The organism is Variovorax sp. OAS795 (genome assembly GCF_040546685.1).
Classification (GTDB): domain Bacteria; phylum Pseudomonadota; class Gammaproteobacteria; order Burkholderiales; family Burkholderiaceae_C; genus Variovorax.
Genome location: NZ_JBEPOH010000001.1, coordinates 3,079,495 through 3,102,873 on the forward strand (window position 1 = coordinate 3,079,495; position 23,379 = coordinate 3,102,873).

The 23,379-nt window shown below is 64.8% G+C and carries 25 protein-coding genes; 11 read left to right on the forward strand and 14 right to left on the reverse strand.

Annotated elements, in window-relative coordinates; genetic code table 11:
* The first annotated feature begins 11 nt into the window (after window positions 1–11).
* Window positions 12–572 carry a hypothetical protein gene (locus ABID97_RS14810; RefSeq protein ID WP_354399206.1) on the forward strand — a complete coding sequence of 187 codons (561 nt, stop codon included), beginning with the start codon at window positions 12–14 and terminating at the stop codon, window positions 570–572.
* A 10-nt stretch (window positions 573–582) separates the two neighbouring features.
* On the opposite strand, the gene ABID97_RS14815 is transcribed toward ABID97_RS14810, so the two are convergent.
* From ABID97_RS14815 to ABID97_RS14825, 3 genes are all read right to left on the reverse strand, one after another.
* On the reverse strand, window positions 583–1,431 hold the full coding sequence (locus tag ABID97_RS14815) for a metal-dependent hydrolase (protein ID WP_354399207.1): 849 nt from the start codon (window positions 1,429–1,431) through the stop codon (window positions 583–585).
* Between the two features lie 216 nt (window positions 1,432–1,647).
* Window positions 1,648–2,016, reverse strand: a complete 369-nt coding sequence (locus ABID97_RS14820) for a nuclear transport factor 2 family protein (RefSeq protein WP_354399208.1) — start codon at window positions 2,014–2,016, stop codon at window positions 1,648–1,650.
* 13 nt (window positions 2,017–2,029) lie between these two features.
* Window positions 2,030–4,225, reverse strand: coding sequence for a sodium-translocating pyrophosphatase (locus ABID97_RS14825; RefSeq protein WP_354399209.1), 2,196 nt, complete (start codon window positions 4,223–4,225; stop codon window positions 2,030–2,032).
* 254 nt (window positions 4,226–4,479) lie between these two features.
* Here ABID97_RS14825 and ppa point away from each other — a divergent pair, with 254 nt between their 5' ends.
* A complete protein-coding gene (ppa, locus tag ABID97_RS14830) occupies window positions 4,480–5,007 on the forward strand; it encodes an inorganic diphosphatase (protein WP_093019105.1) in 528 nt (175 codons plus the stop codon).
* Window positions 5,008–5,053: 46 nt separating this feature from the next.
* On the opposite strand, the gene ABID97_RS14835 is transcribed toward ppa, so the two are convergent.
* Window positions 5,054–5,806 carry a hypothetical protein gene (locus ABID97_RS14835; protein ID WP_354399210.1) on the reverse strand — a complete coding sequence of 251 codons (753 nt, stop codon included), beginning with the start codon at window positions 5,804–5,806 and terminating at the stop codon, window positions 5,054–5,056.
* Window positions 5,807–5,883: 77 nt separating this feature from the next.
* Entirely contained in the window at window positions 5,884–7,065 is a 1,182-nt protein-coding gene (locus ABID97_RS14840; protein WP_354399211.1) for a GNAT family N-acetyltransferase, read from the reverse strand.
* 19 nt (window positions 7,066–7,084) lie between these two features.
* Between ABID97_RS14840 and ABID97_RS14845 the strand changes: the two genes are divergently transcribed.
* Window positions 7,085–7,423 carry a hypothetical protein gene (locus ABID97_RS14845; RefSeq protein WP_354399212.1) on the forward strand — a complete coding sequence of 113 codons (339 nt, stop codon included), beginning with the start codon at window positions 7,085–7,087 and terminating at the stop codon, window positions 7,421–7,423.
* A complete protein-coding gene (locus ABID97_RS14850) occupies window positions 7,420–7,758 on the forward strand; it encodes a P-II family nitrogen regulator (RefSeq protein ID WP_126746480.1) in 339 nt (112 codons plus the stop codon). The genes ABID97_RS14845 and ABID97_RS14850 overlap by 4 nt, the downstream gene beginning before the upstream one ends.
* A gap of 24 nt (window positions 7,759–7,782) precedes the next feature.
* Here ABID97_RS14850 and ABID97_RS14855 read toward each other — a convergent pair whose 3' ends face one another.
* The 6 genes from ABID97_RS14855 to ABID97_RS14880 all read right to left on the reverse strand — a co-directional run bounded on the left by ABID97_RS14855 (window position 7,783) and on the right by ABID97_RS14880 (window position 11,267).
* Complete coding sequence (locus ABID97_RS14855) at window positions 7,783–8,373, reverse strand: LOG family protein (RefSeq protein ID WP_354399213.1); 591 nt, start codon at window positions 8,371–8,373, stop codon at window positions 7,783–7,785.
* A gap of 31 nt (window positions 8,374–8,404) precedes the next feature.
* Window positions 8,405–8,812, reverse strand: a complete 408-nt coding sequence (locus ABID97_RS14860; protein WP_354399214.1) for a diacylglycerol kinase — start codon at window positions 8,810–8,812, stop codon at window positions 8,405–8,407.
* The gene (locus ABID97_RS14865) at window positions 8,809–9,375 is read right to left on the reverse strand and encodes an RDD family protein (protein ID WP_354399215.1); all 567 of its coding nucleotides are present in this window, start codon (window positions 9,373–9,375) and stop codon (window positions 8,809–8,811) included. The genes ABID97_RS14860 and ABID97_RS14865 overlap by 4 nt, the downstream gene beginning before the upstream one ends.
* A gap of 12 nt (window positions 9,376–9,387) precedes the next feature.
* Complete coding sequence (locus tag ABID97_RS14870) at window positions 9,388–10,155, reverse strand: DUF3106 domain-containing protein (RefSeq protein ID WP_354399216.1); 768 nt, start codon at window positions 10,153–10,155, stop codon at window positions 9,388–9,390.
* Window positions 10,156–10,281: 126 nt separating this feature from the next.
* Window positions 10,282–10,704, reverse strand: a complete 423-nt coding sequence (locus tag ABID97_RS14875) for a DUF3619 family protein (protein WP_354399217.1) — start codon at window positions 10,702–10,704, stop codon at window positions 10,282–10,284.
* Window positions 10,701–11,267, reverse strand: a complete 567-nt coding sequence (locus ABID97_RS14880) for an RNA polymerase sigma factor (protein WP_354399218.1) — start codon at window positions 11,265–11,267, stop codon at window positions 10,701–10,703. Before ABID97_RS14880 ends, ABID97_RS14875 begins: the two co-directional genes overlap by 4 nt.
* A gap of 285 nt (window positions 11,268–11,552) precedes the next feature.
* Between ABID97_RS14880 and ABID97_RS14885 the strand changes: the two genes are divergently transcribed.
* From ABID97_RS14885 to ABID97_RS14915, 7 genes are all read left to right on the forward strand, one after another.
* Window positions 11,553–13,337 carry an acetolactate synthase 3 catalytic subunit gene (locus ABID97_RS14885; protein WP_354399219.1) on the forward strand — a complete coding sequence of 595 codons (1,785 nt, stop codon included), beginning with the start codon at window positions 11,553–11,555 and terminating at the stop codon, window positions 13,335–13,337.
* Window positions 13,338–13,440: 103 nt separating this feature from the next.
* Window positions 13,441–13,932 (forward strand): acetolactate synthase small subunit, encoded by a 492-nt coding sequence (gene ilvN, locus ABID97_RS14890; RefSeq protein ID WP_055800077.1) that lies wholly within the window; start codon window positions 13,441–13,443, stop codon window positions 13,930–13,932.
* 45 nt (window positions 13,933–13,977) lie between these two features.
* Window positions 13,978–14,994: a ketol-acid reductoisomerase gene (gene ilvC, locus ABID97_RS14895; protein WP_354399220.1), complete on the forward strand. Its 1,017-nt coding sequence runs from the start codon at window positions 13,978–13,980 to the stop codon at window positions 14,992–14,994.
* Window positions 14,995–15,177: 183 nt separating this feature from the next.
* Window positions 15,178–16,002, forward strand: a complete 825-nt coding sequence (gene pssA / locus ABID97_RS14900) for a CDP-diacylglycerol--serine O-phosphatidyltransferase (RefSeq protein ID WP_354399221.1) — start codon at window positions 15,178–15,180, stop codon at window positions 16,000–16,002.
* A gap of 184 nt (window positions 16,003–16,186) precedes the next feature.
* The gene (gene leuA / locus ABID97_RS14905; protein ID WP_354399222.1) at window positions 16,187–17,890 is read left to right on the forward strand and encodes a 2-isopropylmalate synthase; all 1,704 of its coding nucleotides are present in this window, start codon (window positions 16,187–16,189) and stop codon (window positions 17,888–17,890) included.
* Window positions 17,891–17,949: 59 nt separating this feature from the next.
* Window positions 17,950–19,488, forward strand: a complete 1,539-nt coding sequence (locus tag ABID97_RS14910; RefSeq protein ID WP_354399223.1) for a 2-isopropylmalate synthase — start codon at window positions 17,950–17,952, stop codon at window positions 19,486–19,488.
* 115 nt (window positions 19,489–19,603) lie between these two features.
* Window positions 19,604–20,776, forward strand: a complete 1,173-nt coding sequence (locus ABID97_RS14915; protein WP_354399224.1) for a serine hydrolase — start codon at window positions 19,604–19,606, stop codon at window positions 20,774–20,776.
* Between the two features lie 58 nt (window positions 20,777–20,834).
* On the opposite strand, the gene ABID97_RS14920 is transcribed toward ABID97_RS14915, so the two are convergent.
* The 3 genes from ABID97_RS14920 to aat are packed head-to-tail and all read right to left on the reverse strand — an operon-like array spanning window position 20,835 to window position 23,209.
* Window positions 20,835–21,671, reverse strand: a complete 837-nt coding sequence (locus ABID97_RS14920) for an IclR family transcriptional regulator (RefSeq protein ID WP_354399225.1) — start codon at window positions 21,669–21,671, stop codon at window positions 20,835–20,837.
* A 30-nt stretch (window positions 21,672–21,701) separates the two neighbouring features.
* On the reverse strand, window positions 21,702–22,457 hold the full coding sequence (locus ABID97_RS14925) for an arginyltransferase (protein WP_354399226.1): 756 nt from the start codon (window positions 22,455–22,457) through the stop codon (window positions 21,702–21,704).
* Window positions 22,454–23,209: a leucyl/phenylalanyl-tRNA--protein transferase gene (gene aat, locus ABID97_RS14930; protein ID WP_354399227.1), complete on the reverse strand. Its 756-nt coding sequence runs from the start codon at window positions 23,207–23,209 to the stop codon at window positions 22,454–22,456. The genes ABID97_RS14925 and aat overlap by 4 nt, the downstream gene beginning before the upstream one ends.
* Window positions 23,210–23,379 lie beyond the last annotated feature (170 nt).

Here is a 23,379-nt window from a genome sequence, read left to right on the forward strand (position 1 = left end):
AAGGACTTGCAATGAGTAAGCCGCGCCATGTCGTGATGCAGGTTGTCAAGCGCTCTTCCGGCAGCGCAACCCACCACGTCGATTTCCTCATGGACGACACCTTTGCGGAACGGCTGCGGCAGTTGCGCTCGTTGGTCCCACCTCTCGGGACCCTCAACCGGCTGCGCGACCTGGTGATCGACAAGGTCCGCGTGCGGCTTCCGAATGCCGTCTGGCGCACGGGGAGCCATGTCGACACGGGCGTCGAAGGCTCCTGTATCGTGATCTCCTCCGAAGGCTCGTTCAATTGCGGCGGCAAGGACAGCAGCACGCGCGAGAAGCTCGTGACCTACAACTTCTCGATCGCGCGCCTCGTCGAACTGCATGCGGAGCGGGCGGAGGGCGAAACCCTCTACATCCGCGACGGCACCTTCGCCAACGATGAGCCGGCCGATTCGCCTGCGGGCCTCTGGGTCGCTTCGCTGACCGAAGAGGAACCGGTCATGCGCGTGCCCGATACGCCGTCGGACTTCGACACCCTGCACGAACTGACGCTGCGCCCCCAGCAGGGCGCTGGCGCACCCGCCCACTGAGCCGCGCCTTCTACTGAAAGTCTGCAGCCGCCTCGGCCGCTGCAGCGCCCACCGGCGTGTACTGCGCGCGATTGTCTTCGAGCCAGCGCGCCGAAAGGCTGCTGTCCTGATGCGCCGGATGAAAGTCTGCGCGGAAGTAGCTGCGCCAGGCGCCCCAGTTGCCTCGAAGCAGGCCACCTTTGCCCATCAGGATGCGCCCGGCGCTCTTCCACGTCGCCCATTTCCACAACTGCCCTTCATGGCGCAGGTTGGCGACGGTCTGGCGCGCCAGGTCCCCGAGGAACATGAGCGTCACGCGGCGAAACCATCGATTGCGCCACGGGTCCGAACCACCGGCCGCCTTGTAGAGATCGAAGGCGACGGCCTTGTGTTCCAGTTCTTCCGCGCTGTGCCAAAGCCACATGGTCGCGAGGCGCGATTCCGCCCCTTCGAGCACTTCGGGATGGGCCAGCAGCCATTCGGCGAACATGGCGGTGAAATGCTCCGTGGCCGCCGTCACTGCGAGTGCGTGGCGAGGATCGGCGCCCTCCATGAGCTGCATGCGGCTGGCGGCCCGGGGCGACCAGCCATCGACCAAACCCTGGCTCTCCAGGTGCGCGTTGAACAACGCATGGATGCGGCGATGCGTGGCTTCCTGGCCGATGAAGCCGCGCACGTCGGCGCGGAATTTGTCCTGGTCTTCTGCGGACAGCGTCGCCACGACATCCCTCACGGCGTCGATGAAGAACTGCTCGCCGAACGGAAAGCTCATCGACAGCGCATTGAAGAAGGCCGTGGCGAATGCATCGCCCCCGCACCAATTGCGCTCGAATGGCGTCTGCAGGTCGATCAGAAGCCGGCGCACCACGAGATCGGTCATGAAAAAAGCCTGGTAAGTTCACATTGGTACACAATCGTACCGATGCCCGGATCCAGGCGGCCATCAACAGCAACGGCACTTCCCCGGGTCCCGCCGCACACCTGACCGGCGAAATGGCCATGACGGTGGTCGGCGGCATCGCGACAGCTGTGGCCGCCGGCCGTCCGGCTGGTGCGCGCGGTGGCGGCCGAAAGCCTCGGGTAGGGCGTTTCTGCCTCAGGCCGGCTTGCGTTGCGCAGGGTCGTAGAAGAACTCTTCCTGCGCAATGCGGTCGCCTTCCCAGCGCTGCCAGGCGAGCTCTTCCATGCGCATCGTCTTGCCGCCCTTGAAGCGAAAGTCGAACACCCAGCGGATCACCACGTGGTCGCCGTTCACGAACACCGGGCGCACGCAGGTGGACGCGACGGATTCGGTGCGCTCGAGCACCGCCTGCTCCTGGGCAACCAGCGTGCCGCGGCCGCGCCGCGGCTCGGCCTGGTTCTCGCGCATGGTCGCGTCCTCGGTGTAGTAGTTCTCGATGGCCTGGGCATGCGCGCCGCTTTCCACGGCGGCAATGAAGGCTTCGAGCCTTTGGGTAGAGGGCATCAGGGCGCGGCCTTCACTTCACGGTGCCTGACGCAGCCGGGGCGGCCGGTGCCACGGGCGCCGCCGCTGGCGGGGACGAAGCCGCCGGCGCTGTCACCGCCGCCGGCGTCTCGACCTTGTGCGGCATGGCCGCCGCCGCATCCCCGCCATGGAACTTGACCACCAGCGGCACGATCAGGAGCGCCACGATGTTGATGATCTTGATGAGCGGGTTCACCGCCGGACCTGCCGTGTCCTTGTAGGGGTCGCCCACCGTGTCGCCCGTGACAGCCGCCTTGTGCGCCTCGGAGCCCTTGCCGCCGTGGTGCCCGTCCTCGATGTACTTCTTGGCGTTGTCCCAGGCGCCGCCGCCCGTGCACATCGAAATGGCAACGAACAGGCCGGTGACGATGGTGCCCATCAACAGGCCTCCCAGCGCCTTGGGCCCGAGCAGCAGGCCGACCAGGATCGGCACCACCACCGGGAGCAGCGAGGGGATCATCATTTCCTTGATGGCCGCGCCCGTCAGCATGCTCACGGCCTTGCCGTATTCCGGCTTGCCGGTGCCTTCCATGATGCCGGGGATCTCGCGGAACTGCCTGCGCACTTCCTCGACCACCGCACCCGCCGCGCGGCCCACGGCTTCCATGGCCATGGCACCGAACAGGTAGGGGATCAGCCCGCCGATGAAGAGGCCGACGATCACCATCGGGTCGCTCAGGTTGAAGCTGATGTTCAGCCCGAAGCTTTCCAGCTTGTGGGTGTAGTCGGCAAAGAGCACCAGCGAGGCGAGGCCCGCCGACCCGATGGCATAGCCCTTGGTCACAGCCTTGGTGGTGTTGCCGACCGCGTCGAGCGGGTCGGTGATGTCGCGCACGCTGGCGGGCATCTCGCTCATCTCGGCGATGCCGCCGGCGTTGTCGGTGATGGGACCGTAGGCGTCGAGCGCCACCACGATGCCCGCCATGCTGAGCATGGCCGTCGCGGCCACCGCGATGCCGAACAGGCCCGCGAGCATGTACGAGGCCATGATCGCGACGCAGACGAAGATCACCGGCCATGCCGTGGAGCGCATCGAGACGCCGAGGCCCGCGATGATGTTGGTGCCGTGGCCCGTGGTCGATGCCTGTGCGATGTGCTGCACCGGCTTGTACTGCGTGCCCGTGTAGTACTCGGTGATCCACACCAGGGCCGCCGTGAGCGCCAGGCCCACGAAGCACGCGCCGAACAGCTTGAGCTGGCTGCCGCTCGGGGCAATGGCGTTGTCGGGGATGAGCCAGGCCGTGACGAACCAGAAGGCGATCAGCGACAGGATGCCCGCCACCGCCAGGCCCTTGTAGAGCGCCGGCATCACGTTGGTCATGCCGGGGGAGGCCTTGACGAAGAAGCAGCCGATGATCGAGGCGATGATGGACACGCCGCCGAGCGCCAGCGGATAGAGCACCGCGTTCACCGGTGCCGCCGTGACCATCAGCGCGCCCAGCACCATGGTGGCGATGAGCGTGACTGCATAGGTCTCGAACAGGTCGGCCGCCATGCCGGCGCAATCACCGACGTTGTCGCCCACGTTGTCCGCGATGACGGCGGGGTTGCGCGGGTCGTCTTCGGGAATGCCGGCTTCGACCTTGCCCACCAGGTCGGCGCCCACGTCGGCACCCTTGGTGAAGATGCCGCCGCCCAGCCGCGCAAAGATCGAGATCAGCGAGGAGCCGAAGGCAAAACCGATCAGCGGGTTGAGGATGGCCGAGAGGCTGCGGTCCGGCGTCAGGTTGCCGTTGCCCGCGAGGAACCAGTAGAAGACCGAGACACCCAGGAGCCCGAGGCCCACGACCAGCATGCCGGTGATGGCGCCGCCGCGGAACGCGACATCGAGCGCCGGGCCGATGCCTTGGGTGGCGGCCTGTGCGGTGCGCACGTTGGCCCGCACCGACACGTTCATGCCGATGAAGCCGCAGGCGCCCGAGAGCACGGCGCCCACCACGAAGCCGACGGCCGTGGTCGCGTCCAGGAAGATGCCGATGAGGATGGCCAGTACCACGCCGACCACCGCGATGGTGGTGTACTGCTTGGCAAGGTAGGCCGATGCGCCGGCCTGGATGGCCGCCGCGATTTCCTGCATCCGCGCGTTGCCGGGGTCCTTGGCGAGAATCCAACTTCGCGCCCAGAAACCGTAGCCGACAGCCACGAGGCCGCAGACGATGGCGAGTATCAGGGGGGTGTTGCCGATCATGCTTAGCTTCTCCATTCGTTCGTTGTGACTTGTGGAGACGGACAGCATGGATCCTGCGCGCAACGCGTACGGGACCCAGGTTTTCCGTCGCGTTGCTTCCTCGAAGCTCGCTGCACCGAAGTGGCGAGCCGATTGGCCAACGGTTGCAATTTACAGGCAAAAACGCGGGCGTGTGCGACCGCGCCATGGCCCGGAAAGTAAACTCCGGGTTTGTCCCCATCTCCCCTCATACTTTTCAACTACCCGAAAACGTCATGTCCTTCGACAAAGTCTCCCCCGGCAAGAACATCCCCGACGCCTTCAATGTCGTGATCGAAATCCCGATGAATGCCGACCCGATCAAGTACGAAGTCGACAAGGAATCGGGCGCGATCTTCGTGGACCGCTTCATGACGACCGCGATGTACTACCCGGCCAACTACGGTTACGTGCCGCAGACGCTGTCGGGCGACGGCGACCCGGTCGACGTGCTGGTGATCGCGCCGTACCCGTTGCTGCCCGGCGTCGTCGTGCCATGCCGCCCGCTCGGCATCCTGATGATGGAAGACGAAGCCGGCGTGGACGGCAAGGTGCTGGCCGTGCCCACCGACAAGGTGCTGCCGATCTACAGCCACTGGAAGTCGGTCGACGACGTGAACCCGATGCGCCTGAAGGCGATCAGCCACTTCTTCGAGCACTACAAGGACCTGGAAGCGGGCAAGTGGGTCAAGGTGCTGGGCTGGGAAGGCATCGATGCCGCCAAGAAGGAAGTCATCGACGGCATCGCTGCCTACAAGAAGTAAAAAGCGCAGTTCCGTTCGGCGGGGGCGGGCGCCCTGCAGCGGCGCCTCAGCCCTGTACCGCGTCTCCCGCGAGCCGCAGCCATTCGCGATTGACCGAGCGTGCATGCGAGTTCCAGTGGCGCGCGGCCTGCTGGAGCTCGCTCCACTGGCGCTGCGCGCCGGTGGTGTCGCCTTGCTGGGCCAGCCAGGCGATGTAGCGGGCACGGGCCTCGACCGTGTTGTACTGGCTCAGCGCGGCCTCGAAGGCCTCGCGTGCCTCCTCTTGGCGTCCATCAACGGCCAAGGCGCGGGCGGTGAGCACGGCCACCTCGTCCCGGCGGTAGTCGTCGCGTCCGGCACGCAGGGCCTGGAGCGCTTGCAGCGCCTCGCGGCCCGAGGCCGAGCCGCCGGCCGCCAGCAGGGCGCTGGCCAGGCCAAACTGCAATTCAGGATCGGATGCGAGCGGACCTGTCAGCGCGTCCCGATAGTGCCCTACCGCGTCGGCCGCCTGCCCTTTGTCCAGTGCGGCTTTCGCAAGGCGCAGCTTGTTCTGGGCCGTGGGTGCGAGGTCGTAGGCCTCGGTGGCCGCGCGGTATTCGCGCTCGGGATCGATGAAGCCGATGGCGGCGCTCGCCACTTTTCCGGCGGTGCGCTGCATGCGTGAGGCGGGCAGGTACTCGATCACGAAGTACACGATGCTGCCCAGCAGTGGGAAGCTGAAAAGAATGATGAGCCAGTACATCTGCTTGCCATGGCGCATCGCGTGCACCGCGAAAAACAGCGCAACGAGGATGTGCAGCCCCAGTCCGACGAATGGCATCGACTTCTTTCTTTTGTTGGATCTTGGGCGCGTTTATAGCAGCCCCGGATTGGGGGGCGACCGCCATCCGCGGGGCCTCAACCGGCCTTGAACGGGCTGCGTTCGCCCAGGTGGTCCATGTAGTTCTCGATGCCTTCGCCCTCGCGTTCGAGAAAGCGCTCGACGGCATCGGCGAACGCCGGATGCGCGAGCCAATGGGCGCTCGTGGTCTTCACCGGCATCAGGGCGCGGGCCATCTTGTGCTCGCCCTGCGCGCCCCCTTCGAAGCGCCTGGCGCCGTGCGCGATGCACCAGGCCAGCGGCTGGTAGTAGCAGGCTTCGAAATGCAGGCAGTCGACGCGTTCGACGGCACCCCAGTAGCGGCCGTAGGCGACCAGCGCGTCATCGTCGTGGGTGGAAAGGGCGATCAGGCTCGCGGCAATCGGCTTTCCCTCGCGTTCGGCGATGAAGAGCAGCCAGGCCTCGGGCATGGTGTCCGCCATGCGGCCGAAGAAGTCGCGCGAGAGGTAGGGCGGATTGCCATGCTCGCGGTAGGTGCGCGCGTAGCAGCGGTAGAAAAAGTCCCAGTCCGCCGCTGCGATGCAGGCGCCGCGCGACCAGCGAAAAGTCACGCCGGCGTCGGCCACCTTGCGCCGCTCCTGGCGGATTTTCTTGCGCTTGTCGTGCGACAGGCTGGCAAGGAAGGCGTCGAAATCCGCGTAGCCGATCGCTGGATCCGAATCCCCGCGCACCGCGTTGGTCCAGTGAAACTGCACCGTATTGCGCAGCATCAAACCCGCTTCGGTGCAGGCGGCGATGTCGGCATCCGCGCCGAACAGCAGGTGCAGCGATGAAAGCTCTTCCTGCTTGCACCAGGCCACCAATGCCTGCACCAGCAGCGTGCGGCTTTGCGCATCGCGCGCCAGGAGGCGTGCACCGGGCACCGGCGTGAACGGAACCGCCACCACGGCCTTGGGATAGTAGGCAAGCCCGTGCTGTTCATAGGCATTCGCCCAGGCCCAGTCGAACACGTATTCACCGTACGAGTGGGTCTTGATGTACGCAGGGCAGGCGGCCCGCAGCTCCCCGCCGCGCCACAGGGTGATGTACTGCGGCGTCCATCCGCTCTCCGGCGAGGCGCTGCCGCTCTCGTGCAGCGCAACGAGGTACTCGTGGCGCATGAAAGGCGACGGTTCCGCCTCGCCCGCGAGCAGCGCGTTCCATGCTTTCGGGCTCAGATCCGACAGCGACGCGACCACCCGAATGACATAATCGTTCAAGCCTTTTTCTTCCTTCCGTATGACGCTCGTGCTCGCCATGGCGCAATTCATTTTCGTGGCGGGTGCCGGCTGCGGGGCAGAGGACTTTTGTCTTCGCCCCGCGCTCGATGAAGCTTGCGATGATGCCGCGAAAGGCATCGCCGCCGCTTCGGCCGGTCTCAAAGACATCACGGCAATGGCGCGGCACGGCGTCCTGGCACGCAACATGCAACACGACGAGCGCATCGACGAGACCAATGAATACGGCGGGCGCCGCGCGTCCGTGGGCATCCGGGTCACCCATTGCATTTTCGGCAAGGATTGGCGTTACCCTATCAGCAGCAAGTTCAACGAAACCGCCGGAGCGCATAAACCATGAAGCAGATCACCGCCATCGTCAAACCCTTCAAGCTCGAGGACGTGCGCGAAGCCTTGGCCGAAGTGGGCGTAACCGGCCTCACGGTGACCGAAGTGAAGGGCTTCGGCAGGCAGAAAGGCCACACGGAGCTCTATCGCGGTGCCGAGTACGTGGTCGACTTCCTGCCGAAGATGAAGGTCGAAGTGGTCGTCAACGAGGGCGATGTGGAACGCTGCATCGAGGCGATCGTCAATTCGGCGCGCACCGGCAAGATCGGCGACGGAAAGATCTTCGTCACCGAAGTGGAGCGCATCGTGCGCATCCGCACCGGCGAGGAGAACGAAAACGCCGTCTGACCGACTGGTTTTCGCGGCCGGGCGCTACAGGTTTTCAGCCAGTCGATCGTCTCGGGGGTGCAGCGGCACTTCGGCGCGCAGGGCGCTGAGCAGTTCGATGGGGTCGGTTCCGGCTCGGATCAGCCCCATCTGCCATTCGCCCATGAATCCTTCACGCACGCTATGGGCCAGGAAGCCGAGCAGGCCGTCGTAGTAGCCGGCGGTATTCAGGATGCCTGTGGGCTTGTCGTGATAGCCAAGCTGGCGCCAGGTCCAGATCTCGAACAGTTCCTCGAAGGTGCCGATGCCGCCGGGCAGCGCGATGAAGGCGTCGGCGCGTTCGCCCATCATGGCCTTGCGTTCGTGCATGGTGTCGACCACGTGGAGTTCGTCGCACAGCGGATTGGCCAGCTCGCGGTCGACCAGGGCCTTGGGAATGATGCCGACGACGCGTCCGCCGGCGTTGCGGGTGGCTTCGGCCACGGTGCCCATCAGCCCCGTGCGGCCGCCGCCGTAGACCAACTGCCCGCGGTGCGCGCCGATCCACTCGCCGACGGCTTGCGCCGCATCCGAAAACTCGGCCCGCTCGCCGGGGCGCGAGCCGCAATACACACAGATCGAAAATTCAGGATTCATGCCGCCATCATGCCTTGGGCGGCAGGCGCCTTCATGACGCGAAGCGTTGCCACAAAGCCGCCAGCCAGATGCCGCCGCACAGCGCAAGCGACAGCAATACGGCGGCGCTGCCCATGTCCTTGGCGCGCTTGGAGAGGTCGTGCCACTCGGGCCCGATGCGGTCGATGGCGGCTTCGACGGCGGTGTTGAGCAGTTCCACGATCATCACCAGCACGGCGCTTCCGGCGAGCAGGGCCACCTCGACCCAGCCACGGCCGAGCCAGAACGCCGCCGGCATCATCACGATCGACATGACGGCTTCCTGGCGGAACGCCGGCTCGCTCCATCCCGCGCGAAGGCCTTGCAGCGAGATCAGCGTGGCGTGCCACACCCGCTCCAGGCCCTTGCGGGACTTTTGCGGGTTCACGGCGGGGTCTGGCAACTTGGGCAGGGCACTCATTGGCGGCTCATGGGCTTGGAGGTGATGAGCCGCGTACCGGCCCAGGCATCGTGCCAGAACTGGCGCTCAGGGTGAAAGCGGGCCAGCAATGCCCAGACGGCCACCCATCCGAAGATCAGCACCGCCGATTCTCCTCCCGACAGTTTGAAGGGTGCGATGGCGGCGAGCGGCGGCAGGAACCAGATCCAGCTCAGCAGGTAGCGCGCCAGCGCGCGGCGCTGGGTGACAGGGCGACCGTGCGGGTCGACGATGCGGATGTTCCAGGTCTTCATGGCCAAGGTCTGGCCGCGGGTCCAGAACCAGACGAAGTAGACGCCGAAAACGACAAAGAGGAAGGCCTGCAGCAGGTGCCTGCGGGCGTCCATGGCGTCGCGCATTTGGCCGAGCGTGCTGAACAGCCAGCCCGCGACGAACACCACGGCGAACAGCAGCATGCCCTCGTAGAGCCAGCATGCCATTCGCCGCCACAGGCCGGGCACTATCGAAAGAGGAGCGCTGCTTGAAGGTTCTGCGGACGATGAAGAGAGATTCGATTCCGAATTTTCGGAAGAATTGAAGACCATCGAAACCTTGGATCAGGGAGGGGAAGGCTGCTCGGCAGTGCGGCCTGCAGGAGAGGAAGGCGAGGGCGCCGGGGCGGAGGGCACGAGCACCTGGGCTTCGGCCGGGGGAACCGGCTGTGACGCCACGTTGGACGGGTTGGACGGTGCCGGTGCGGACACCGCGCCTGGCACACGCTCGGGCGGGGAAGCCACCATGACCGCGGCTGCAGGCGCCGCGGCGGGCCCGACGGGCACGGACGGCGGCGGCGCCAGCATGATGCGCGGCGTGTGCTGCCCCGCGGCCGTCACGGCCGGCACGGTCACGAGTTTCTGAGCCGGAACAGGGCGCACCGGAATGGCTGCGCCACGCGGCTTGGCGGGCGCGCGCTCCGCGAGCCGGCGCTTTTCTTCCTCGCTCAAGGCCTGGTATTGCTCCCATTTGGCCTTGAGCTCGTCGGCAGGAACGCGCTTGACCTCGGCGAAATTGAGCCGTGCCTGGGCGCGCTGCTGGTTGCTGAGGGCGGCCCATTCGATCATGCGGCTGTGCAGCGTGGTCCGGTCATCGGCCGACATGTCTGCATAGTTGCGTGACAGCGCCAGCCATTTGCGCTTGTGCGCGGCATTCAGGGCGTGCCAGTGCGATGCGAGCGGCTGCAGTGCCTGCTGCTGCTCCGCGGTGAGCTCGCTCCAGTAGGGCTTGGTTGCCGGGATGGCCTTTGTGGCGGAAGAACCCGAGGCCGCCGTGGGCGCAGGGTGGGCGGAATCGCCAGGCGAGACGGCGCGCGTCTGGGCGTCGGCCACCGTCAGGCCGAACGCCCCAACGGCGAGGGCAAGCGCCCAAAAGACTGCGCCCGACTTTGGCGGGCGCAACGGGTGGGACGCGTCGGGGCGGGAAACGGATGAGCGTCGCATTCGGTGTGGCGGCTGTCAGTCGGAGGCGCTGTCGGCCTTGAGGAACTGGGCGAACCCCGGGTCGGTGTAGGCCGCGGGGGGCAGGTCGCCGGTCAGGAGGGCGGAATCGACTTCGGCCAATTCGCTGGCACGGTCTTCGTCCTGCATCACGGTGATGGTGATCAGCCCCGCGACGAGCGCGATCAGGGGCACGACGGAACCGATGCGCGTCCACCAGCCGCCACCCATGGTGGCCACATGACCGGATTGCATGATCACCGATGCCGAACGCAACTGCGGGGCTTGCTTGCGCATGGCCACGGCTTGCGCCCGTGCCACGCGCAGCCGCTCGCCGATGTCGTGCGGCAGCTCCTGGCTGCCGGCGGAAAGCCGCGCAGCCACACGCCGGCCGAATTGGTCTTCGACGGCGAAAGAAGAGGTTGAGACCTTAGTATTCATAGCGAAATTCCCTTGGCTTTGAGCGCCTTGCTCAGGGCGTGCACGGCCCGCGAACAATGGGTTTTGACGCTGCCTTCGGAGCAGCCCATTGCAGCGGCCGTCTCCGCCACATCCATTTCTTCCCAGTAACGCATCAGGAAAGCCTCGCGTTGACGTCCCGGCAAAGCCGCGATCTGTTCTTCGATCTCATGGAACACCTGGGCGCGTCGGGTGGTGTCCTCCGCGCTCTCCGTTTCCCTAGAGTCGGTTGGCGAGACGAAGTTCTCCAGGAGATCGAAATCGCCTTCGTCGCCCGCAGCCTCGAAGTCGCCGAGGTTCGAGAAAAGGGCGCGGCGGGTTTTCTGCCGTCGGAACCAGTCCAGGGTGCAATTGGAAAGGATGCGCTGGAACAGCATCGGCAGCTCTTGCGGCGGTTTGTCGCCGTAGTGCTGCGCCAGCTTCATCATGCTGTCCTGCACGATGTCCAGGGCGGCTTCCTCGTCCCGCACGTGATAGACCGAGCGCTTGAAAGCGCGCCGTTCGACGCTCTTCAGAAAGTCGGAAAGTTCTTGTTCAGTGGCCAAGCGAGAGGGGGCGTCAGAGGCGCCGCGTGGGAAGTGGGATGTCTGGGAAGCGCTTATGTTTTTCTGCCGCGGATTATGCCCCGCGCCCCTTTTGCGAGGGGTTCCGTCTGGAGGCGCCCTCATCAATGTCATAATCCGCGCTGCAAGTCAAAAGGCAAACGGGTCACGGTCCGGCGGAACATCAGTCCGCTCATGGCTTTGGCCTCAAGTCCTGGCGCGGCCCCACAAGGGCTGGCAAGGGGCACCCAAGGTTTTTCGTTCCCGAAAAAACTCCAAAGGTTGATCATGGAAATTTCAAAGGCGGAACTCGCTTCCGCAGCAGCCGCGTCTTCTGGCGCAGGCAATCAAACGCAAGAGCTCATGGGCGCTGAAGTGCTGGTCAAGGCACTGCAGGCCGAAGGCGTCCAGTACATCTGGGGTTATCCGGGCGGCGCGGTTCTCTACATCTACGACGCGTTCTACAAGCAGGACACCATCCAGCACGTGCTGGTGCGCCACGAGCAGGCCGCCGTCCACGCGGCCGACGGCTACGCACGCGCCACCGGCGAGGTCGGCGTGGCGCTGGTCACCTCGGGCCCCGGCCTGACGAATGCGGTCACCGGCATCGCCACCGCGTACATGGACTCGATCCCGATGGTGATCATCTCGGGCCAGGTACCCACGGCGGCCATTGGCCTCGATGCGTTCCAGGAATGCGACACCGTCGGCATCACGCGCCCCATCGTGAAGCACAACTTCCTCGTCAAGGATCCCAAGGATCTGGCCATGACGATGAAAAAGGCCTTCCACATCGCACGCAGCGGCCGGCCGGGCCCCGTGGTGGTGGACGTGCCCAAGGACGTCTCCTTCAAGAAGACCCCGTACGCCGGCTATCCCGACAAGGTCGAGATGCGTTCGTACAACCCGGTGCGCAAGGGCCATGGGGGGCAGATCCGCAAGGCCTTGCAACTGTTGCTGAACGCCAAGCGCCCTTACATCTACACCGGCGGCGGCGTGCTGCTCGGCAACGCCTGCAATGAGCTGCGCACCCTGGTCGACATGCTGGGCTACCCGGTCACCAACACGCTGATGGGCCTGGGCGCCTATCCGGCGAGCGACCGCAAGTTCCTGGGCATGCTCGGGATGCACGGCACCATCGAAGCCAACAACGCGATGCAGAATTGCGACGTGCTGCTGGCCGTGGGCGCGCGCTTCGACGACCGCGTCATCGGCAACCCGAAGCATTTCGCGCTGAACGACCGCAAGATCATCCACGTCGACATCGATCCGTCGAGCATCTCCAAGCGCGTGAAGGTCGACATTCCGATCGTCGGCGACGCGAAGGACGTGCTGACCGAGCTGATCTCGATGATCCGCGAGAGCACCACCAAGCCCGACGCCGGCGCGCTGGCCGATTGGTGGAAGACCATCGAAGCCTGGCGCTCGCGCGACTGCCTCAAGTACGACCGCGGCAACAAGGACGTGATCAAGCCGCAGTACGTCGTCGAGACCCTCTGGAACATGACCAAGGATGCCGACGCGTACATCACGTCGGACGTCGGCCAGCACCAGATGTGGGCCGCGCAGTACTACCGTTTCGACGAGCCGCGCCGCTGGATCAACTCGGGCGGCCTGGGCACCATGGGCGTGGGCATCCCCTATGCCATGGGCATCAAGCTCGCCAAGCCCGATTCGGAAGTGTTCACCATCACGGGCGAGGGCTCGGTGCAGATGTGCATCCAGGAGCTCTCCACCTGCCTGCAGTACAACACCCCGATCAAGATCTGCTCGCTCAACAACCGTTACCTGGGCATGGTGCGCCAGTGGCAGGAGATCGAATACTCCGGCCGCTACAGCCACAGCTACATGGATGCGCTGCCCAATTTCGTGAAGCTCGCCGAGGCTTATGGCCACGTCGGCATGCTGATCGAGCGTCCCCAGGACGTGGAGCCCGCGCTGCGCGAAGCACGCAAGCTCAAGGACCGCACGGTGTTCATGGATTTCCGCACCGACCCCACCGAGAACGTGTTCCCGATGGTGAAGGCCGGCATGGGCATCACCGAGATGCTGTTGGGTGCCGAAGATCTCTGATCGCGGCGCATTCGCTTAACTCTTCACTGACGAATCTATTGCCCGCCAAGCCCGCGCATTACCGTGCACGGGGGAGGGCGGCGAAAAGAGGAGTCACGCAAACATGAAACACATCATTGCAGTGCTGCTGGAAAACGAGCCCGGTGCTCTTTCCCGCGTGGTGGGCCTTTTCTCGGCCCGCGGCTACAACATCGAATCGCTGACCGTCGCGCCGACCGAGGATCCGAGCCTCTCGCGCATGACCATCGTCACGGCCGGGTCGGACGACGTGATCGAGCAGATCACCAAGCACCTCAACCGCCTGATCGAAGTGGTCAAGGTCGTCGACCTGACCGAAGGCGCCTACACCGAGCGCGAGCTCATGATGGTGAAGGTGCGCGCGGTCGGCAAGGAGCGCGAAGAAATGATGCGCATGGCCGAGATCTTCCGCGGCCGCATCATCGACGTCACGGACAAGAGCTACACCATCGAACTGACCGGCGACCACGGAAAGAACGACGCGTTTCTCGAGGCCATCGAGCGCAGCGCAATTCTCGAGACAGTGCGCACCGGTGCCAGCGGCATCGGCCGCGGCGAGCGCATCCTGCGCGTCTAGTTTTTCAGCAATCACCACCCCCCGAATCAACGAAGGAGCATCGACATGAAGGTTTATTACGACAAGGACGCGGATCTGAGCCTGATCAAGGGCAAGACGGTCGCAATCATCGGTTACGGTTCGCAAGGTCACGCACACGCGCAGAACCTGAACGACAGCGGCGTCAAGGTCGTGGTCGGCCTGCGCAAGGGCGGCGCCTCGTGGCCCAAGGTCGAGAAGGCCGGCCTCAAGGTCGCCGAAGTGGCCGACGCCGTGAAGGCCGCCGACGTGGTCATGATCCTGCTGCCCGACGAGCAGATCGCCAACGTCTACAAGAACGACGTGGCCCCCAACATCAAGGAAGGCGCTTCGCTCGTCTTCGCGCACGGCTTCAACGTGCACTACGGCTTCGTGCAGCCGCGCGCCGACCTCGACGTGTGGATGGTCGCTCCCAAGGCCCCTGGCCACACCGTGCGCAGCACCTACACCCAGGGTGGCGGCGTGCCCCACCTCGTGGCCGTGCACCAGGACAAGACCGGCAAGGCGCGCGACCTCGCGCTGAGCTATGCCACCGCCAACGGCGGCGGCAAGGCCGGCATCATCGAGACCAACTTCCGCGAAGAAACCGAGACCGACCTGTTCGGCGAGCAGGCGGTCCTGTGCGGCGGCACGGTCGAACTGATCAAGGCCGGTTTCGAAACGCTGGTGGAAGCCGGCTACGCGCCCGAAATGGCGTACTTCGAATGCCTGCACGAACTCAAGCTGATCGTCGACCTGATCTATGAAGGCGGCATCGCCAACATGAACTACTCGATCTCGAACAACGCCGAATACGGCGAGTACGTCACGGGCCCGCGCATCGTGACCGAAGAGACCAAGAAGGTCATGAAGCAGGTGCTCAAGGACATCCAGACCGGCGAATACGCCAAGAGCTTCGTGCTCGAGAACGCCGGCGGCGCACCGACGCTGATCAGCCGCCGCCGCCTGAACTCCGAGCACCAGATCGAAGTCGTCGGCGAAAAGCTGCGCGCGATGATGCCCTGGATCAAGAAGAACAAGCTGGTCGACCAGACCCGCAACTGATCTGCAAGCGAATCGGGCGCCGCGGCGTCCGTTTCACGAGGGCCACCCGCTGGGGTGGCCTTTTTCATGGCGGGGACGAACGATCCCCTGAACTACACTGCGAACCCATGCGATTCAAAGACCAAGACGCTATCGGACGGGCAGTCGTTCGCGCAGTGTCCACGAGGGACGGAGGCACACTCGATGCATGACGACACGGTTCCCGACGAGGTGCCGCAGCGCAAGCGCCGCAAGGGCATCTACATACTGCCGAATCTGTTCACGCTCGCTGCGCTGTTCGGCGGCTTCTATTCGGTCGTGATGGCCATGAATGCGCGCTTCGATCTCGCGGCGCTCGGCGTGTTCGCGGCGATGATTCTCGACAGCCTGGACGGCCGCGTCGCCCGCATGACCAACACGCAAAGCGCGTTCGGCGAGCAGATGGATTCGCTGTCCGACATGGTCTCTTTCGGCGCTGCTCCGGCGCTGATCGCCTATGAGTGGTCGCTCAAGGGCCTGGGCCGATGGGGCTGGATCGCGGCCTTCGTGTACTGTGCCTGTGCGGCGCTGCGCCTGGCGCGCTTCAACGTCAATACCGGCGTGGTCGACAAGCGCTGGTTCCAGGGCCTTCCGTCGCCGGCCGCGGCCGCACTGGTGGCCGGCTTCATCTGGCTCATGACGGAGTGGGGCAAGCGCGGCGGGGAGGTGCTGTATCTGTCGTGGACGCAGATCACCTGGATCACCTTCGGCTTCACGCTCTATGCCGGACTGTCGATGGTCACGAACGCGCCCTTCTACAGCTTCAAGGACGTGCAGATGAAGAAGAGCGTGCCGTTCGTGGTGATCGTGCTGATTGCGCTCGGCATCGCGGTCATCAACATCCATCCGCCCACGGTGCTGTTCGGCCTCTTCGTGGCGTATGGCCTGAGCGGCTACGTGGTGTACGCATGGCGCAAGGCCAAGGGGCAGCCGGCGAGCGTGATCAGCACCTCGACCGAAGAGCCTGACGAGCGTGGCTTGCATAACTGACGGCAGCTTGTGCTACATTCGCAGCTCTCATGACCAAGATTTCGCTGCTGGCCCTACTAATTCTCCCTCACGGGCGGAGACGGTAGCGCACGCGCAAATCCCTCACCACGGCCCGTTCGCACCAGCAACGGGCCGTTTGTTTTTGGGGTTGCTGGTTGATTCCAACCATCACAGAGAAATCGACATGTTGAAGCAACCTCAAGCCAAATACCGCGCATTCGCCCCGATCGGCCTCAAGGACCGCACCTGGCCCGATGCCGTGCTGACCAAGGCGCCGATCTGGCTGTCGACGGACCTGCGTGATGGCAACCAGGCGCTGGTCGAGCCGATGGACATCGCCCGCAAGATGCGCATGTTCGAGACGCTCGTGGCCATCGGCTTCAAGGAGATCGAGGTCGGCTTTCCCTCCGCCTCGCAGGTCGAGTTCGACTTCGTGCGCAAGCTGATCGAGGAAGACCGCATTCCCGACGACGTGACGATCCAGGTGCTCACGCAGGCGCGGGACCACCTCATTGCGCGCACCTTCGAGTCGCTTCAAGGCGCGCCGCGCGCCATCGTCCACCTCTACAACGCCGTGGCGCCCGTGATGCGCCGCGTGGTGCTCGGCATGGACGAAGACCAGATCGTCGAGCTCGCCAGCAGCCATGCGGGCATGTTCAACGACTTTGCCGCTAGGCAGCCGGGCACGCAGTGGACGTTCCAGTATTCGCCCGAGATGTTCTCGGGCACCGACGTCGCGTTCTCCAAGCGCGTGGTCGATGCCGTCACCGAAGTCTGGGCGCCGACGCCCGAGCACAAGTGCATCGTCAACCTGCCCACCACGGTCGAGCATTCCACGCCCAACATCTTTGCCGACATGATCGAGTGGATGCACCGCAACCTGGCGCGTCGCGATGCCATCGTGCTCTGCGTGCATCCGCACAACGACCGAGGCACCGGCACTGCGGCCGGCGAGCTGGCGTTGATGGCGGGCGCAGAGCGCATCGAAGGCTGCCTCTTCGGCAACGGCGAGCGCACCGGCAACCTCGACCTCGTGAACGTTGCGCTCAACCTCTACACGCAGGGCGTCTCGCCGGAACTCGACTTCTCGAACATCGACGAGATTCGCGCGACCGTCGAGCACTGCAACCAGATCCCGGTGCATCCGCGCCATCCTTACGTGGGCGACCTGGTCTACACCTCGTTCTCCGGCTCGCACCAGGACGCGATCAAGAAGGCCTTTGCGGCGCGCAAGGAAGGCGATATCTGGGACATGCCCTACCTGCCCATCGATCCGAAGGATGTGGGCCGCAGCTATGAGGCGGTGATCCGCGTCAACAGCCAGTCCGGCAAGGGCGGCATGGCCTACCTGCTCGAAAGCGAATACGGCATCGAGATGCCGCGCCGTTTGCAGATGGAGTTCATGCAGACCGTGCAGCGCGTGATGGACGTGGCCGGCAAGGAACTCACCGCCGCCGACCTCTGGCAGCTCTTCGTGCGCGAGTACGGCATCGAAGCCGCGCACGCATTGCAGCACCGCGTGCTCGAGGAAGAAGGCGAAGGCGCCAATGCTTCCGTGGTCCTGCGCGGCGACCTGCCCTGGGATGGCGAGATCCGCGCCATCGAAGGCCGCGGCAACGGTCCGATCGATGCTTTCACCCAGGCGCTGAGCCAGGCCACAGGCCACACCGTGCGCGTGATGGACTACCACCAGCACGCCATCGGCGCGGGTGCCGATGCCAGGTCCGTCGCCTACCTGGAGCTGCGCGTCGACGAGGCCCAGACATTGTTCGGCGTGGGCATCGACGCGGACGTGATCTCGGCGTCGCTCAAAGCCATCGTGTCGGGCGTGCAGCGTGCAAGGGCCCGCGGCGCGCACAGCGCACAATCGGTGGTTGAGCTCGCCTGACGCAGTCTGCCCCCGTGCGCGCAAGGTGCGAAACGATCAAAGGAACCAAGGAGTCCACGATGTCCGACCAACTCATAATTTTCGACACCACCTTGCGCGACGGCGAGCAATCGCCCGGCGCTTCGATGACGCGCGACGAGAAGATGCGCATCGCCAAGCAACTGGAGCGGCTCAAGGTCGACGTCATCGAAGCGGGCTTTCCGGCCAGCTCGAACGGCGACTTCGAAGCCGTGAAGGCGATCGCCAATGCCATCAAGGAATCGACCGTGTGCGGCTTGTCGCGCGCGAACGACCGCGACATCTCGCGCGCGGCCGAGGCCCTCAAGGGCGCGGCGCGCGGCCGCATCCACACGTTCATCGCGACTTCGCCGCTGCACATGGAAAAGAAGCTGCGCATGTCGCCGGACGAGGTGCATGAGCAAGCCAGGCTGGCCGTGCGCTTTGCGCGCAACCTCGTGGCCGACGTGGAGTTCAGCCCCGAAGACGGCTACCGCAGCGATCCCGATTTTCTCTGCCGCGTGCTGGAGACCGTGATCAACGAGGGTGCCACCACCATCAACGTGCCGGACACCGTCGGCTACGCCATTCCGGAGCTCTACGGCAACTTCATCAAGATGCTGCGCGAGCGCGTGCCCAACAGCGACAAGGCGATCTGGTCGGTGCATTGCCACAACGATCTCGGCATGGCGGTGGCCAACTCGCTCGCCGGCGTGAAGATCGGCGGCGCGCGCCAGGTGGAGTGCACGATCAACGGCCTGGGCGAGCGCGCAGGCAATTGCTCGCTCGAAGAGGTCGTGATGGCCGTGAAGACCCGCAGGGACTACTTCGGCCTCGACCTGAACATCGACACCCAGCACATCGTGGCGGCAAGCCGCATGGTGAGCCAGACCACCGGATTCGTGGTGCAGCCCAACAAGGCGGTGGTGGGCGCCAACGCCTTCGCGCATGCGTCGGGCATCCACCAGGACGGCGTGCTCAAGGCGCGCGACACCTACGAGATCATGCGGGCCGAAGACGTGGGCTGGAGCGCCAACAAGATCGTGCTGGGCAAGCTCAGCGGCCGCAACGCGTTCAAGCAGCGCCTGCTGGAACTCGGCGTGACGATGGAAAGCGAGGGCGACATCAACGCCGCCTTCCTGCGCTTCAAGGAACTGGCCGACCGCAAGTCCGAGATTTTCGACGAGGACATCCTCGCGCTCGTCAGCGCAGAAGAGCATTCGCACGTTGACGAACAGTTCGCTTTTGTTTCTCTCGCCCAGCACAGCGAAACCGGGGAGCGTCCCCAAGCCAAAGTCGTCTTCACGGTCCAGGGCAAGGAAGTCACCGGAGAGTCCGACGGCAATGGCCCGGTCGATGCTTCTCTCAAGGCCATCGAGTCGCATGTCAAAAGCGGCGCCGAAATGGTGCTTTACTCAGTCAATGCCATCAGTGGCTCGACAGAAAGCCAGGGAGAAGTTACAGTTCGGTTACAAAATGCAGGGCGGGTGGTGAACGGAGTAGGTGCAGACCCAGACATCGTGGTCGCATCGGCAAAGGCTTATTTGAGTGCGCTCAATAAGTTACAGAGCCAAGCTGAGAGAGTGGCGGCACAAGGTTAGATAACTGGCGATCCTTGGTATTCGATTGAAGAAAAGGATGCAAGTAACTGATATTGCGTGCCTTTTTTGATTTGGATACACTGCGGTTCTCATTTTCGCCGCTGGAGATTTATTAATGCCTGAAGCCCGTCTCCGCCGAGTTTCCAGCCAGCGGTTCCTGCCCGCAGTCAAATTCGTCGCCGTCGCGCTCTGCGCCACGGCGTTTTTGCTGTCCGGGGCCCAGGCCGCCAAGAAGGAAAAAACAAGCACCGCCAAGACCTCGCTCGCCAAGAAGGCAGCGGGCCCGGTGCCGGTGGAAGTCAAACGAAACACCAAGTCGTCGCGCAGCGTCGACCGTGGCGAGAAAGTCGTTCGCGGTGGCCGCAATGTGGTGGCCTCCATTCGCCAGAAGAACGGCAGGACCGTGGTCGCCGTGCAGCGCCGTTCGGTGGTCCGCGTCGAAACGCCCGCGCGCCAGTCCTTCGGACAGTTGGCTGGCCTGCATGGAACCGACGACGTGCTCGAACTGAAGTCGAGCGTCGCCCTGGTGATCGACCAGGACACGCACGAAGTGCTGTTCAGCAAGAACGACCATGCCGTGCTCCCGATCGCGTCGCTCACCAAGCTGATGACCGGCCTTCTGATCAGCGAAGCGCGCCTTCCCAACGACGAACTGATCACCATCACGCAGGACGACGTGGATACCGAAAAGGGCAGCCGCTCGCGCCTGACAGTGGGCACCACCTTGCCCCGCGGCGAGCTGCTGCATCTCGCCCTCATGTCGAGCGAGAACCGCGCGGCGCACGCCCTCGGCCGCACCTATCCCGGCGGCCTGGCAACCTTCGTGAGCATCATGAATGCCAAGGCCAAGATGCTCGGCATGAAGGACACGCGCTACGTGGAGCCCACGGGCCTCTCGAGCCGCAACCAGTCGAGTGCGCAAGACCTCGCGCTGCTGGTCAATGCCGCCTATTCCGATGCCACGGTGCGTTCGCTTTCGACCTCGCCCGAGTACCAGGTCGAGGTGGGCAACCGCGTGCTGCAGTTCAACACCACCAACCGTCTGGTGAAGAGCCCCGATTGGGAAATCGGCGTGCAGAAGACAGGCTACATCTCCGAGGCCGGCCAGTGCCTCGTGATGCAGGCCAAGGTGGCCGGCCGCAAGCTGATCATGGTGTTCCTGGATTCGGCCGGCAAGTTCAGCCGCATCGCCGACGCCGAACGCGTGCGCCGCTGGGTCGAGGCCACGCATGCTTCGGGATCGCCGGCGGCCGCTTCGCGCGCTGCCAGCCTCCAGGTAGCGGGCTGATCGAACAGCGGCCCTGAAAAGGGCCGCTCGACTGACCGGCTGCGGCAAAGACCTCGGATCAGGCTGCGGCCGAAGAGCCGCTGCCGTCCGACGCAGCTGCCCTTGAAGCCTCCGCGGCGGCATCCTTGTAGCCGAGGGCCCCGGAAATTTCGTTGGCCGTGGCCTGCAGCTTCGGCAGCCAGCCTTCGTCGAGGCGGTCGGCGGGCGCTGAAATCGACAGCCCCGCCACCAGCTTGCCCTGGTCGTCATAGATGCCGGCGGCCATGCAGCGCACCCCCAGCTCCAGCTCTTCGTTGTCGCGTGCAATGCCGTATTGGCGTGCTTTCGACAATTCGCGTTCCAGTGCGGGCAACTGCGTGATGCTGTTGCGCGTATGCCCCGCAAGGCCGGTCCGCGTCGCATAGCTGCGCACGCGCTGCGGATCGTCGGCAGCCAGGAACAGCTTGCCGGTCGACGTGAGGTGCAGCGCGGCACGGCCGCCGATGGCGCGTACCACCTGCATGCCCGAGCGTTCGCTGTATGAGCGCTCGATGTAGACGATCTCGTCGCCCTGCCGCATGCTGAGGTTGACGGGCTGCTGCGTGAGCTTGTGCAGCTCCCGCATCGGTCCCAGTGCGGCATCGCGCACGTTGAGGCGACCCTTGACCAGGTTGCCGAGTTCCAGCAGGCGCATGCCGAGCCGGTAGCTGCCGGCCTCGGGCCGGTCGACGAAGCGGCCGACCGCGAGATCGTTGAGGATGCGGTGCGTCGTGGAAGGGTGCAGGCCGGTCTTCTCGCTGATCTCCTTCAGCGAAATTGCCTCTTCACGAGAGGCGAGCACGTCGATCAGCGCGAACATGCGCTCGATCACCTGGATGACTGGAACGGCAGGAACGTCGGATTGGGTTTTTCTCATGGCGCGATGCGGTGTGGACCGGGCGCCATTTTACCTTGTGAAATCATCCGGCGCTTGCCAGCGGCCGTCGACCAGCAGTTCATGTGGGCTGAAGCGCGCCTTGTAGTTCATCTTGGCGCTGCCTTCGATCCAGTAGCCCAGGTAGACGTGCGGCAGGCCCAGCTTGCGCGCCTGTTCGATCTGCCAGAGCACGCTGTAAGTGCCATAGCCGGCCCTGCCTTCCGGCTCCGGCTCGTAGAAGGTGTAGACGGCCGAGATTCCGTCATTCAGCACATCCAGGATCGACACCATCCGCAGCGCGCCGGCGCTGCCGTCGGGCAGCGTCTCCCGGAACTCGACCAGCCTGGAATTGACGCGGCTTTGCAGCAGGAACTGCGTGTACTGGTCGATGCTGTCGTGGTCCATGCCGCCGCCGGCATGGCGGCCGTTCTGGTAGCGCAGGTAGAGTTGGTAGTGCTCGGGCACGAAGCACAGTTTGAGCACGCGCGCCTGCAGTTCCTTGTGCTGTTTCACGGCCCGGCGCTGGCTGCGGCTGGGTCGGAATCCGTTGACCAGCACCCGCAGCGGGATGCAGGCGCGGCAGCCGTCGCAATAGGGCCTGTAGGTGAACATTCCACTGCGCCGGAATCCGCTGAGCACCAGGTCGGAATACGCGTCGTTGTGGATCAGGTGGCTGGGCGTGGCCACCTGCGACCGGGCCTGGCGATCGGGCAGGTAGCTGCACGGATAGGGCGCCGTTGCGTAGAACTGCAGCGTGTGAAGCGGAAGATCCTTGAGGTGCGTCACGTCGATTCAGAAGGCCGCGTGGAAAGGAGTTCTGTCCAGTATACGGGCTCGAAATGCCACTGTGGGCCCTGCTGTTCGCGTGCCTTGGCCACGTGCGCCACGAAGCTTGCGCGCGACATTTCCCGGGCTCCCAGGCTTGCCAGGTGGGAGGTGTTCTGCTGGCAGTCGATCATCCGCACCTGGGAGCGCCGGCACAGGCACACCAGCGCCGCCAGAGCGATCTTCGAGGCGTCCGGGCGGCGGGTGAACATCGATTCGCCGAACACCGCGCGCCCGAGTCCCACGCAGTAGAGGCCTCCCGCCAGCTGGCCGTCGACCCAGGTTTCCACGCTGTGCGCATGGCCGGCCCGATGCAGCGCCATGTAGGCGTTCACCATGTCCGGGACGATCCAGGTGCCCGACTGTCCGGTGCGCGGCGATTGCGAGCAGGCCCTGATGACGGCACCGAAGTCGTGGTCGATGCGCACTTCGCAGTTGGGGGCCTGGGCAAAGCGGGCCAGGGTCTTGCGCAGCGACCGGTGGAGCCTGAACTCGGCCACCTGGAGCACCATGCGCGGGTCCGGGCTCCACCAGAGAATCGGCTGGTCTTCGCTGAACCACGGGAACACGCAGCGGCCGTAGGCCTGGACGAGGGTGTCGACGTCGAGCGCACCGCCGGCCGCAAGCAGGCCCGGCACGGGGTCGGCCTCCCCCCAGGCGGAGGAGGGGTCGGGCAGTGCGTCGCCGGGTTCGAGCCAGGGCAGTTGTTGCATGACCGTAGGTATACACGGCTTCGCAGCACGCTTCATCCGGCTGCGGAAAATGGCCGATCTCCGGCCGAACGGCAATCGATTTCAACCGCAGCCCGCGGGCTCCGCGCGCCAAGCGCACAAGAATGACCCAGAGCCCATATAGTGCTGCTTCCATTTGCTCTCCATGGCGA